This window comes from Streptomyces sp. NPDC045026 (genome assembly GCF_056432625.1).
The window spans coordinates 197,908-209,506 of sequence record NZ_JBWKIS010000014.1 but is presented as its reverse complement, the minus strand read 5'-3'; the positions used below and the strand labels follow the sequence as shown (position 1 = coordinate 209,506).

Sequence of the window (11,599 nt, the reverse complement as noted above, 5' to 3'; positions counted from 1 at the left end):
GATCGGCACTGGTCATTTTCAGGCAACTTCCTGGAGGCTTATCCGAGTCCGAATGTCACTCAGCGTGTCCCTTTCACGGAAAGTGAGCCAGAACCGTTTGAAGTGAACGAAGCCACGGCCCAGCCGGCCAGGTCGGGGCGGCAGGTGGGCGTGGGCGAAGCGCGGCCAGCGGGCCTCGCAGTGGAAGCCCAGCATCGCCTGGGCCACGGCCAGGGTGACCAGTTCCGCGTCGGTCAGCTTCGGCGGACGGCCACGCCACCGCGAGGTCTTCAGGCGGTCGTCGATGTACACGTTGAGGTAGCGGGGCTACGGAGCCGACCGTCACACGCTGGCTTGGGCAGGCCCCTGGGTGGGCGTCAGGCAGTCCAGACCCGTCACGCAACCGGTGTCGGGACGGGAGCGCGGGGAACCGGTGGGGCTGCGTGCTCGGCCCACACGATCTTCCCGGTGGGGGTGAAGCGGGTGCCCCATCGCTCGGCGAACTGGGAGACGAGGAAGATTCCGCGGCCGCCTTCGTCCATGGTCGTTGCGTAGCGCAGGTGTGGGGAGGTGCTACTGCCGTCGCTGACCTCCATCACCAGGTTGGTCTCGTGCAGAAGGCGCAGGTGGACAGGGGGTGTCCCGTAGCGGATGGCGTTGGTGACCAGCTCGCTGAGGATCAGTTCGGTGGCGAATGCCGTCTCCCCCAGGTTCCAGTCGGCCAGCTTCGCGAGCACCTCGGCGCGCACGGCAGGCACTGCGGCCGGAGAGGCTGGAATGTCCCATTCGGCGATGCGGTCGCGTGGAAAGGCGCGGGTGCGGGCAATCAGGAGAGCGGCGTCATCGACTGGACGGGCGGGCAGCACCGCCTCCAGGACCGTCTGACACGTTTCCTCCGGGTCGAGGCCGGCGCCGGAGAGCGCGTCGCACAGCAGGTTCAGGTCGGCTCCGACGCCGCGGGGGCGGTCCTCGATGAGTCCGTCGGTGTAGAGCACGAGCTGCGTGTTCTCCGGCAGCCGCCGCTCGACGGCCTCGAAGCGCGCGCCGCCTACACCGAGCGGCGGGGCCACCGGCAGGTCGACGATCTCCACACGGCCGTCCGGATAGGCGATGGCGGGCGGAAGGTGACCGGCCGTTGCCATCGTGCAGATACAGGAGACCGGGTCGTAGACCGCATACAGGCACGTGACGGGGACGGTCCCATCCTCGCCGGCGCCCGCTTCCGCATCCAGCTGACTCACCACGTCGTCGAGGCGGGCCAGCAGCTCGTCCGGCGGCATGTCAAGGGTGGAGAAATTACGGACCGCGGTGCGCAGCCTGCCCATGGTGACCGCAGAGTGCAGGCCGTGCCCGGCCACGTCCCCGACCACCAGGGCGGTGCGGAATCCTGGGAGAGGGATCAGGTCGAACCAGTCCCCGCCGACGTCGGCCTCGGACGGCACGTACCGGCACGCCGCCCGGACGGCGCTGGTGTCCGGCAGCACTCGGGGCAGCAGGCTGCGCTGCAACGTGGTGGCGATGGCGTGCTCACGGCTGTAGCGGCGAGCCAGCTGAGAGACCGCAAGGCCGACGACGAGCAGCAACCCGGCGATGATGGCCTCGTCCCTGTCTTGTATGTGGATAAAACTTCCGTACGGAGTGGCGAAGAAGAACACGAACCACACGGCGGCGGACAGGGCCGCAAAGACCGCGGCCCCCCGGTTGCCAGAGGCGGCCACCACCGCGACGACCAACATCAGGATCAGGGCCACGTTGGTGTCGGACAGGGCTTCTCGGACGGGTATCAGGAGCAGACAAACGGCGAGCGGGACCGCCGCTGCCGCAAGGAGCGCGGTCAGCCACCTGATCAGATCACGAGGCATGCACACCTCCCATCCCTCTGGTGTAGCAGGGCGCACATGGCCCTGCCAGCCGACACTTGATCCGCGCACGGATTACATGCTGGGCCCTTACCCCAAGGGCGGTAGGTGGGGAATGCCACCTACCGCCTTGCCGATCTAGCGACGCCGGCGCGGTCGGCGGCCCACGTAGGTTGCGGTTCGTCCGGCAGGTCCCCCAGCAGCCGTTCCCGCAGTGCGAACGCTGCACCCACATCGGCCTCGCGTGCGAAGCGGCCGAGCAGGGCGGGCAAGCCGGTGTCGTCTCCCTCACGGACAGCCGACACGATCTGCTCGATCAGCGGTCCGGCGGCATCCCCCGGTCCAGGTAACACGGTCACTTCCCGCAGCTACCCGGACACCAGGACCTCAAGGTCACTCGAACGGGTGAGCAACCGCCCCGTCGATCGCTTCGGCGTGCGGTCCACACGGCCGGGCGAGTGGCCGTGTCCCAGAGCCGGTGGTGCGCGTTGCAGGGGAGTCGGTTGAGTCCCCGGGCGAGGCGGGCAGCTGCGCCCGGGGACGGCACCCGTTGCCCTGCCCCCAGGGGCGGGGATCCCACCCCTCCCGCATGTTCTAGGAGCACCTCATGTCCGCAGTGAAGAAGAGCTTCGCCATCGCCGCCACCACGGCCACCGTCGTCCTGTGCGGCGCGGGCCTGGCCGCGGCCGACTCCGGCGCCCACGGTGTTGCCGCGCACTCCCCCGGCGTGCTCTCGGGCAACCTGGTTCAGGCCCCGCTCCACATCCCGATCAACGCGTGCGGCAACACCGTCAACGTCATCGGCCTGCTCAACCCGACCTTCGGCAACACCTGCGTCAACAAGTGACACCCACATCCCGGACAGCCCCTCCAACCAACGGGGAGCTGCACCCGCGATACCCGTGAGCGCGGCAGCCGGCCTCCTCCCCGACCGCCCACTCACACCCGGCGCCCGCCCCCGAACGGCGATTCCAGGGGCGGGCGCCTGTGTATCCCAGGCCCTCAACGCCCGCGGTCCCACGGGACCGGGTACGAGGCCCTCGGCGTCGGCCTCGGCCGCGGCCTGTCCCAGTCCGGGAACCTCACCGGATACACGGCAGTCGACCCAGGCCGGGGCGTCTGCTTCCCGGAGCCCTCCGCGCTGCCGCTCCCCGTGATGCCGGCAAAACCGACCACCACCAGAGCGATGACGGCCAGAACGGTCATCTCCCGCCGCGCGCCGGCCGCCCATCGCGAGTGCTCCCGGAATCGTGCCGTCCGCGCGTACGTACTCCCTCACACGCACCACTGGCTGCTCCCCCGGTCCAGGCCCGGTGCGCCCCTGCGCGCACGGGACCCACCAGGAAAGCAGCCACCACCGACAACACATCAGGAATCGTGGGTGTGGTTCTCAGGGGCCAGATCTGGTCACGGCCTGAGCCCCCGCACCGGTGCACCGGTGTGCTGGTCAGGGATTACGTCCGCGCAGCACGCGTTCGTGAGCTGACAGGCAAACGTCTGCCCCGGACGACATCTGACCGGCTAGATCAGGTCGCAGTGATCAGCTTGGCCGAGGTGCATCCGCAGCGGTGGCGATGGACGCTTAAGGCATGAGGGCCCTGTGGTCCGGCGTGATCCAGTTCGGGCTGGTCGTGCTGCCCGTGAAGCTGTTCTCGGCGACCGAGGAACACAAAGTCCGGCTGCGGGAGATCCATGCCGCGGACAGCGGCCGGGTGCAGCACGCGTGTGCAAGGTCGCCATCCGCTCCCGGGAACGGATCGCACTGCTGCGGCCACGCCACGGCATCCTCATCCTCCAGACGCTGCTCTGGCAGGACGAACTACGCGATCCCGGAGACCTCGCCCCGTCCGCACCAGTCACCGACCGGGAACTGGAACTCGCCGAGGCACTCATGCGCGAACTCCCGGGTGTCGAGGTCGACCAGCTGAGGGACGAGTACCGTCACGCACTCGAGCAACTGGTCGAGGCCAAGGTGTCCGGCGGCCAGCCGGCCACGCCAACCGAGCCCGGGCCCGCGGTGGACCTGATGGCCGCACTGGAGGAATCGGTACGAGCCGCACACGCGCACCACGGGGGCTGAGTAGTTGGCGGGACAGCGCGGCTGGCTCTGTTTACGAGAACAGGTTCCGGTCAACTTCCGTGATGTCGTGTCATGCCTGCGCTTGCAAGTCGAATGGGAGAGTGACTGATGGCCGACGGAGTGGTTCTCGACGGGGTGCTGACCCGTCTTGTCCCGACGGCCGAGGATGATGTGGACCTGCTGGCCCAATGGTTCGCTTCCCCGGACTTCGTCGAGCACTGGGGCGGCGTACCGATATCGCGTGACGAGGTGGCCGACAAGTACGTCGGGCGGCGCCGCCCGCGTGTGGAGTCCTTCCTTGTACTGGCACAGAACACACCGGTGGGCTACGCGCAGTACTGGCACGCCGGCGCGGCTGAAGGTGGCATCGACATGGTGTTGGGACCGCAGGCGCGCGGCCGGGGCTTGGGGCCGGATGCGGCTCGCGCGCTCCTTGCGCACTTGGGCGGGAATCTTGGATGGCGGCGCGTGACAGTCGATCCCGCGAGACAGAACGTGCGGGCAGTGCGCGCCTGGGAGAAGGCCGGCTTCCGGCAGGTATCGAGCGAAGCCGAGAACCTCCTCATGGAGTTCAGCTTTCCCGAGGGTCGCCAGGACTGGCTTTGTTCATGAGAATGGCCATTCTCATGAACAAAGCCACCCAGGACTGACCGGTGTGCTTCTGTGCGGAAGATGTTGCCGGTGGCGACAGCGGTGACCGGCCGGGGGCCTCTCGCGTGCCGGATGGGAAGTCACGGAGGCCGGCCACCGGCCGGTGTCTATGCCCGGAACTGCCGGGTACTGCCGGGACTACATCGGGTCGATGTCCGGCTTGCCCGTGCCGCCTGCGTGCTCGCTCTGTTCCTTGAGCTGGCGGGCCTTGTCCTTCAGGCGCTGACGCTCCTGCGGGTCAGTGGCACGTTCCGCGGCCTGTTCCAGGTCCGCAGCCCGAGCACGCATCTGCTTCTGCTGGGCACGACCGGACTCGCCTGCAGCACTCATGATCACTCCTAGGGTGACGAGGAAGAGCGGGCCACACCAGCGAAACAGGCATCGTCACCCTCTGCATCTCGATCAATCACCCACTGCTATCTACGCAGTTGGCTCTCGCGGAACGGATTGTGTGCCGGTGCGGACACGGTCTGAGCCTCGCGCCCGCGGCGCCTGACCTGACGGGAGGGGTCGAAAGGCGCGCGTAGTCGCTCTGCGCGTGCTCCTCGCCAGAGGTAGCCTAAGAACTCCTAACGAAATGCCCTGGATGCCTCACGCACTCTCGGCTCGTGGACCTGTTGCATAGGCCAGCGGCGGGACGATCGCCCGTACGTCCGCCCGCTCCGCCACCCACAGCCCGATGAACAGCGCGGCGGTCGCCTCCAGCAGTCCGGCGCGGTCCAGCCCGCCCCCGGCCACCGGCTCGCAGCCCATGTCCCGCACCAACTTACGTGCCAGCGCGAGTGCCGCCTCGTCGTCCCCGCAGATCGGAACGGTCAGGCGCTGACCGTCGAAGATCGGCGGGGTCATCCGCCACACGCCCTCGTGACAGAGGTTGAATGCTTTGACGACGTGCACGCCCGGTACCGCCGCAGCCAGTCGGCGCGCCGCCGAGGGGCCGCCTTCCGTCAGCAGCCGGAAGCCGGGCCCGACCGGATTGGCGCAGTCGAGCAGGACCTTCCCTTTCAGCGCCGGCTGAAGCTCCCTGACGATGTCCGCTCCCGCGCCGTACGGCAGTGCGGCCAGCACCGCCTCGCCGAAGCCGGCCGCCGCCTGCAGACTCCCGTGCCCCGCACCGCCCCCGATACGCGTCGCGAGCCGCTGGGCCTTCTGCTCGTCCCGGCCTCCGACGAACACCTCGTGCCCGGCTCGCACCCACTGCGTGGCCAGTGCATCCGCCATGTTCCCCGTTCCCAGCACACCGATCTTCATCGATCCGCCCCTCTCCGTATCTGCTCCAACCACTTTCGGGACGACACTAGGAAACCCGTCAGGCACCATTTGGTACGTGACGACCGACGCCTACCTCGCCGACTGCCGCGCCCGCCTCGCCTTCGACCTCCTCTCCAACACCTGGAACGCCGTGCTGATCTGGGTCCTGCGGGACGGTCCCAGGCGCCCCGGCGAACTACGCGAGCGCATCGGCGGCATCAGCCCCAAGGTCCTGACCGAGACGCTGCGGCGGCTGGAGTTCAACGGGCTGGTGACACGGAACGCCTATGCCGAAGCGCCGCCCCGTGTCGAGTACGAACTCACCGCTCTGGGACGGACGCTGCTCGGCCCGATCGACGCATTCGGCGCGTGGGCCTTCGAGCACGGCGATGAGGTCATGGCCGCCCGGGAACGAATGGGCGGGTGAGCTCCCAGCCCGTGACCTCCCCTGCACGCGTTGACGCACTTTCATCGGGATGAGTTCAAACGCCGCCAGCAGATGAGTGCGCATCCGAGAACGAGGAAGGCTTCGTGGATGTCATCGCGGATCTCCCAGCGGATCCGCAAGCGGCGGAACCAGTGCAGGTGGGCAAAGGCGCGCTCGACGACCCAGCGTTGAGTGCCGAGGCCGGAGCCGTGCTCGGTGCCCCGGCGGGCGATCACCGGTTTCACACCGAGGTTCCAGACGAGGCGGCGGTACTTGTCGTGGTCGTAGCCGCGGTCACCGAGTACAACGCCTGGGCGCCGCCGGGGCCGGCCGCGTTTGCCCCGCACAGGCGGCACCGCTTCGAGGAGCGGGATGAGTTGCGTGACGTCGTTGCGGTTGCCGCCGGTCAGGGTGACGGCGAGCGGGATGCCGGTAGCGTCGGTGATCAGATGGTGCTTGCTGCCCGCCCTGCCCCGGTCGACAGGGCTTCGTCCCGTCTTGGGGCCCCCTTTAATGCCCGAATGTGGGAGCCGTCGACCGCAGCACGGGAGAAGTCCAGCACGTTCGCGCTGCGGAGTTTGGCCAGGAGGACCTCGTGGAGCCGGGGCCACACTCCGGCCTCGGTCCATTCGGCCAGGCGGCGCCAACACGTCATGCCCGAGCCGAAGCCGAGCTCCTGCGGCAGGTGTTCCCAGGCGATCCCGGTATGCAGCACGAACAGGATGCCCTGGAACACCAGTCGCTCCGGAAGACGCTTACGCCCGGAATGCTGCGTCCGCCGCTCCACCTTCGGCAAGAGCGGCTCGATCACCGCCCACAGCTCGTCATCAACATGCCACGGCTTTGGCCGAGCCACCCCACACCCCCGGATCAACGGTCCCGGAGTGATCCAACCACCTCGAAGATCATTTCGTTAGGACCTCTAAGAGAGTAGCGGCACACGCGTACGATGCTCTGAACAGCGAAAACACCATGGTCGGCCTCATGGAGATGCCCCCTCTCCGGAGGGGGCATCTCCATGCCCAGGGCCATTCAGAGGGGTCTTCCAGGGCGGGCGTGCGCACCCTGCGGCGGCCCGTCGGGGAACCAGCTGGTTCGGCACCGGCCCGTTCGCACAGGATCGGGTGCGTGCCGGCACCCGCGCCCGGGCGCGGGTGCGTCGTCAGGTAGTTGGGGGCACGGCGCGGGTCAGGGGGTTGAGGTCGCCGTAGAGGGCGGCGTGCAGAGCGGCGGCCAGTTCGCGTGCCCGCAGTTCGCTGCCCACGTCGTGCAGCACGAAGTCGACGGGGCCGGCGGAGGAATCGGGGCGGATCTCCCGGGTTCTGATGAGGAGGGCGACGGCCTCGCGCACCGCGTTGCACAGGGTGGGGTCGATGGTGTGCTGCGGGGCGGTGAGCGCGTCGGCCTTGACCGTCCACCGCGGGCCGGGCCCGCCCACTTGCTCGACCGCGATGAAAACGACGCGCTGATCCCTGGCCGCCTGACAGGCGGCCTCGAACGCTTCCAGACCGGTCGCGTCCGGGATCAGGTCCGCGGGACACGGCGTCGGCAGCGGCTCCATGCCAAGCATCCTCCCAGGAGACGGACGCAGGCGCCGTTCGGTGGCACGGAGCGTGTCCATGGCCGGGGTTTTGTGGTGGGGGCGGTGTTCTGGCGAACCGGCCGAGATGATGAACTGATGGGGCTGCCGCAGCGGCGGGGCCCCAACCCCGGTGCCGCCAACGTGCAGCCTGGAGCGCGGCGCCGACGGGCGCCTCGCAGCTCCACGGGGGGCGGTGCGGGCGCGGTGGGGGCCACGCCCGCACCGCGCGGACGGCTAACGCCGCGCACCCAACCTGAACAGCCGCCCCTCGGCGTCCGGATCACCGGCCTCGGCGCGGCCCGGGAGTGCGACGCGACCTGCCGAGAGCGGCCGTGAGCTGCGACAACGCCGCCCAACTGCCATCCTTAAGGGCCGTACTCCGTCCCTCCAGCCCGCCGGAAGGAGTACGGCCCAAAGACACGGCGAGCGGAGGCCATCATGCTGATCAGTCACAGCGTCGACGGCGACACCCTGCGCCTGACCCTGCACCACAGCCTCGACGTCCACACCCGGGCCGCAGCCGCCGCAGAGATCGAGGCCCTCGTCCACACCCACACGCCCCGCCACGTCACCGTCCAGGTCACCACAGGGGAACCCACGCCCGCCACCCTCAGCGTCGTCGTCCGCGCCCACCGCATGTGCAAGAACCTCGACATCCCCCTCAGCCTGACCGGAGCCACCACGCAGGCCCAGCACCTGTTCATCGCAAACACCGCCTAGAGGCCTGGGGTGGGGTTGCCGGACCGGGAGGGGCCCAACCTGACCAGCCGGTCCAGCAGCCTCGGAACCGGGCAGGTCGGCGAGGCTGCCGGCCGGTACAGCGGGTGCGGGGATGGGGGGAAAGGGACCCGCACCACGCTGGCCTATCGGGTGGGCCACGGACAGCTGCCCGCCTGCCTGACCCACTCCCGGTCCACCTGCCCCGGCACGACACGCCCCTGCTCACTCCAGCGGGCGGCCACCGCCGCGAAAATCGGCTCACCAGACGAAGGCGGAACCGTTTCCTCGCGGCCAATGACCGGAGCGGGCCGGGTCGTCGTGGTCACACACTTCTAACGCGCACATCCGGCTGAGGTCACCCGTGGGATGCCTCCACGTGTCGCTCAGTGGCTCCGGTCCCACGGGATCGGGTACGAGACCGTCGGCGTCGGCCGGGGCCGAGGCTTGTCCCAGTCCGGGAACTTCACCGGATACACGGCGGTCGAGCGAGGCCGGGGCACCTTCTTCCCGGAGCCCTCCGCGCTGCCGCTCCCTGTGGTGCCGGCGAAGCCGACGACCACCAGAGCGATGACGGCCAGGACACTCATCTCCCGCCGCGCGCCGGCCGCCCATCGCGAGTGCGCCCGGACCCTCGTGCCGTTTGCGCGTACGTACTCCCTCCCACGCACCACCGGCTACTCCCCCGTCCAGACTCGGTGCGCTCCTGTGCGCACCGGACCCACCAGGAAAGCAGCCACCACTGACAACACATCAGGAATTGTGGTGAGTTGTGGTTCTCAAAGACCAGATCCGGCCACGGCCTGAGTCACCACACCGGTGTGCTGGTCACGGATTACGTCCGCGCAGCACGCGTTCGTGAGCTGACAGGCAAACGTCTGCCCCAGACGACATCTGACCGGCTAGATCTAGCGGGGCTTGACTTGGCGGCCCTGGGTGAGTGATGCGGCGGCTGAACGGGGACGCTGGTGTGCGCAACTGTCCGGCTTCGTTGATGTCAGCCGTGGATGTCAGTCGCGGGTGTGGCCTGCGGGCGGACGCCCTTCTATTCGCAGCCCGGCGGTTCGTCCTTGGTCGGTACGAATTGCATCGTGGGCATCCCGGCGGCGTCGAAGTTGGCAGTGTCCGGGCCGATCAGGGTCATGTAGCCGGCGAGCATCTGGCTGTCCTGCGAGGGCTCCCCCTTGACCTGCTCGACACCGGGGAACACGGAGTCGAGGACCCACCACCGGCCGCCGAACTTAACCCACTTGATCCCGCAGTGCGTATAGATGTCGTACGGATACGGCTTGTGCTGCTTGGGCTCTGTTGGCCCTTCCTGCCACTTGTCCATCGTGGCGGTGCGGGCGGGCAGAGTGGGGACGGTGTACCCCTCGTCGCCCGGGTTGTCGGACGAGGACGAGCAGCCGGAGAGCAACAGCCCGGCGCTCAAGAGCAGGACAGCGACTCGGCGCGATGCATTCATGTACCTTCGACGCTGCGGATATGTGTTTCGTTGCTGCGGATATGTGTTTCGTTCGATCAGGCCCCCTCGTACGCCGTGATCGTGGCGGTGACGCGCTCCGGACCGGTCATGGCGTGTAGCAGATCGGGGACGTGCCACTCACAGGCGAGCGCCTCGGGTTTCGCGGGCGCGGTGACTGCGAAGGCCGAACGTGAGCGGCAGGGCCGGTCATCGCTGTCGATGCCCACGCAGCCCCTTTTCGAGGCCAGGCCGTCGGCGGGGCGTACCGGAAGGATCGCGTCGGAAGCGATGCGTGTGGGGGCGTCCGGGAAGGCGGGCATCGCGGACGACCGCTTGCGCACCGGTCACGAGACCGATCTTGTCGCCGGGCTTCAGGTCTGCCCCGTAGCGGCAGGTATCGCCCTCAAGGTGGTAGTCGGCGTGGCGGTGGTTGCCGAGTTCGGACACGCGTGTGTGCCTTTCAGCGCCTGTTCCTTATCGCTCCCGGTAGACGCCTGACGGTTCCTGCCTTGGGGCAATTGCCAACGTAACCGTCCGTTTCAGCTGCCCAGGAACACGACGGCACGGCCTTTGATCAACAAGCCCTGCTCCATGGCAACCTGCGGGCCGGAACAATGACTTGGAGCCGGAGGTACACCGCTCGTGGTGGCGAACAACAACCCCACCGTCCGAAGGCGCCGCCTGGGAGCCGAGCTCCGCCGGCTCCGCCTGGCCAGCGGGCTGAAGAGCACAGAAGCGGCCGAGCGGCTCATGGTCTCGCAGCCCAAGATCAGTCTCATGGAGAACGGCCGCCGCGCCATCAGCCCCCGCGACGTACGCGATCTATGCGTGATCTACGGAGTGACGGACCAGCAGGTCATCGAGGCGCTCATGCAGATGGCCAAGGAATCCGGACAGCTCGGTTGGTGGAACGTCTACGGGGACATTCCCCAGAGCGTCTACATCGGCCTGGAGGCGAACGCCGCCACCATCCACACCTACGAACCCCTGGTGATCCCCGGCCTGCTACAGACCCCCACCTACGCCCACGCCGTCATCGAGGAAACGATCCCTCTGCTCACTACCGAACAGGCCGCCACCCGCCTCAAGGTGCGGCTACGCCGTCAGCACCGGATCTACGATCCGACCTGCCCCCTGCGCCTGTGGGTCGTCCTGGACGAATCGGCACTGCACCGCGTCGTCGGCAGCCCAGACATCATGCGCGAACAACTGGAGCACCTGAACGCACTCGGCACCGAGCCCCACATCACCGTGCAGATCCTCCCCTATACCGCGGGCGCCCACCCGGGCCTAGCAGGGCAGTTTTCCATCCTGAAGTGCGCCGACAGCCCCGAGAGAGTGGTGTACCTGGAACGCTTCTCCAGCGATCTCTACCTGGAGAAGCCGTCCGACGTGCAGCACTACAGCGTGATGTACGACCACCTCCAGGCCCAGGCCCTCAGCCCCGACAACAGCCGTGACTTCATCACCGACGTCACCAAGATGTACATCGACGCAGCGAGCCGCCGCTGAGGGCGGTTTACAAAGTTTTGGGCGTCTCGTACGGCTCATGATCCACGCTCCCTTGGACCTACGGGCGGCGGCGATC

General features: G+C 68.3%; 14 protein-coding genes and 1 pseudogene. 6 read left to right on the top strand and 9 right to left on the bottom strand.

Annotated elements, in window-relative coordinates:
• Nucleotides 1-135: 135 nt before the first annotated feature.
• Both AC07EJ_RS27885 and AC07EJ_RS27880 read right to left on the bottom strand, forming a co-directional pair.
• A pseudogene (locus AC07EJ_RS27885) lies at nt 136-291 on the bottom strand (IS982 family transposase); the annotation flags it as partial.
• An 83-nt stretch (nt 292-374) separates the two neighbouring features.
• A complete protein-coding gene (locus AC07EJ_RS27880) occupies nt 375-1,841 on the bottom strand; it encodes an ATP-binding SpoIIE family protein phosphatase (protein ID WP_478885255.1) in 1,467 nt (488 codons plus the stop codon).
• Nucleotides 1,842-2,445: 604 nt separating this feature from the next.
• On the opposite strand from AC07EJ_RS27880, the gene AC07EJ_RS27875 reads away from it, so the two are divergent.
• From AC07EJ_RS27875 to AC07EJ_RS27865, 3 genes are all read left to right on the top strand, one after another.
• Nucleotides 2,446-2,685: a chaplin gene (locus tag AC07EJ_RS27875; RefSeq protein ID WP_478885254.1), complete on the top strand. Its 240-nt coding sequence runs from the start codon at nt 2,446-2,448 to the stop codon at nt 2,683-2,685.
• An 876-nt stretch (nt 2,686-3,561) separates the two neighbouring features.
• Nucleotides 3,562-3,918, top strand: a complete 357-nt coding sequence (locus tag AC07EJ_RS27870) for a Ku protein (protein WP_478885253.1) — start codon at nt 3,562-3,564, stop codon at nt 3,916-3,918.
• Between the two features lie 108 nt (nt 3,919-4,026).
• Nucleotides 4,027-4,530 (top strand): GNAT family N-acetyltransferase, encoded by a 504-nt coding sequence (locus AC07EJ_RS27865; protein ID WP_478885252.1) that lies wholly within the window; start codon nt 4,027-4,029, stop codon nt 4,528-4,530.
• 177 nt (nt 4,531-4,707) lie between these two features.
• Here AC07EJ_RS27865 and AC07EJ_RS27860 read toward each other — a convergent pair whose 3' ends face one another.
• Both AC07EJ_RS27860 and AC07EJ_RS27855 read right to left on the bottom strand, forming a co-directional pair.
• The gene (locus tag AC07EJ_RS27860; protein ID WP_385127956.1) at nt 4,708-4,899 is read right to left on the bottom strand and encodes a DUF6381 family protein; all 192 of its coding nucleotides are present in this window, start codon (nt 4,897-4,899) and stop codon (nt 4,708-4,710) included.
• Nucleotides 4,900-5,160: 261 nt separating this feature from the next.
• The gene (locus AC07EJ_RS27855) at nt 5,161-5,820 is read right to left on the bottom strand and encodes an NADPH-dependent F420 reductase (RefSeq protein ID WP_478885251.1); all 660 of its coding nucleotides are present in this window, start codon (nt 5,818-5,820) and stop codon (nt 5,161-5,163) included.
• 76 nt (nt 5,821-5,896) lie between these two features.
• On the opposite strand from AC07EJ_RS27855, the gene AC07EJ_RS27850 reads away from it, so the two are divergent.
• Entirely contained in the window at nt 5,897-6,247 is a 351-nt protein-coding gene (locus AC07EJ_RS27850; protein ID WP_478885250.1) for a winged helix-turn-helix transcriptional regulator, read from the top strand.
• A 41-nt stretch (nt 6,248-6,288) separates the two neighbouring features.
• Here AC07EJ_RS27850 and AC07EJ_RS27845 read toward each other — a convergent pair.
• Both AC07EJ_RS27845 and AC07EJ_RS27840 read right to left on the bottom strand, forming a co-directional pair.
• Nucleotides 6,289-7,103, bottom strand: a protein-coding gene (locus AC07EJ_RS27845; protein ID WP_478885266.1) for an IS5 family transposase whose coding sequence is annotated in 2 segments (ribosomal slippage) — nt 6,289-6,758 and nt 6,758-7,103 — 816 coding nt in all. Because the reading frame shifts where the segments join, the coding sequence is not laid out codon by codon here.
• 306 nt (nt 7,104-7,409) lie between these two features.
• Nucleotides 7,410-7,808 carry a hypothetical protein gene (locus AC07EJ_RS27840; RefSeq protein WP_478885249.1) on the bottom strand — a complete coding sequence of 133 codons (399 nt, stop codon included), beginning with the start codon at nt 7,806-7,808 and terminating at the stop codon, nt 7,410-7,412.
• Nucleotides 7,809-8,267: 459 nt separating this feature from the next.
• Between AC07EJ_RS27840 and AC07EJ_RS27835 the strand changes: the two genes are divergently transcribed.
• Nucleotides 8,268-8,549, top strand: coding sequence for a hypothetical protein (locus tag AC07EJ_RS27835; RefSeq protein WP_478885248.1), 282 nt, complete (start codon nt 8,268-8,270; stop codon nt 8,547-8,549).
• Nucleotides 8,550-8,932: 383 nt separating this feature from the next.
• On the opposite strand, the gene AC07EJ_RS27830 is transcribed toward AC07EJ_RS27835, so the two are convergent.
• The 3 genes from AC07EJ_RS27830 to AC07EJ_RS27820 form a co-directional block, all read right to left on the bottom strand.
• Entirely contained in the window at nt 8,933-9,220 is a 288-nt protein-coding gene (locus AC07EJ_RS27830) for a hypothetical protein (RefSeq protein ID WP_478885247.1), read from the bottom strand.
• 371 nt (nt 9,221-9,591) lie between these two features.
• Entirely contained in the window at nt 9,592-10,011 is a 420-nt protein-coding gene (locus AC07EJ_RS27825; RefSeq protein ID WP_478885246.1) for a hypothetical protein, read from the bottom strand.
• Between the two features lie 56 nt (nt 10,012-10,067).
• Nucleotides 10,068-10,331, bottom strand: coding sequence for a hypothetical protein (locus AC07EJ_RS27820; protein ID WP_478885245.1), 264 nt, complete (start codon nt 10,329-10,331; stop codon nt 10,068-10,070).
• 322 nt (nt 10,332-10,653) lie between these two features.
• Between AC07EJ_RS27820 and AC07EJ_RS27815 the strand changes: the two genes are divergently transcribed.
• Entirely contained in the window at nt 10,654-11,523 is an 870-nt protein-coding gene (locus AC07EJ_RS27815; protein ID WP_478885244.1) for a helix-turn-helix domain-containing protein, read from the top strand.
• The last annotated feature ends 76 nt before the right edge of the window (nt 11,524-11,599 follow it).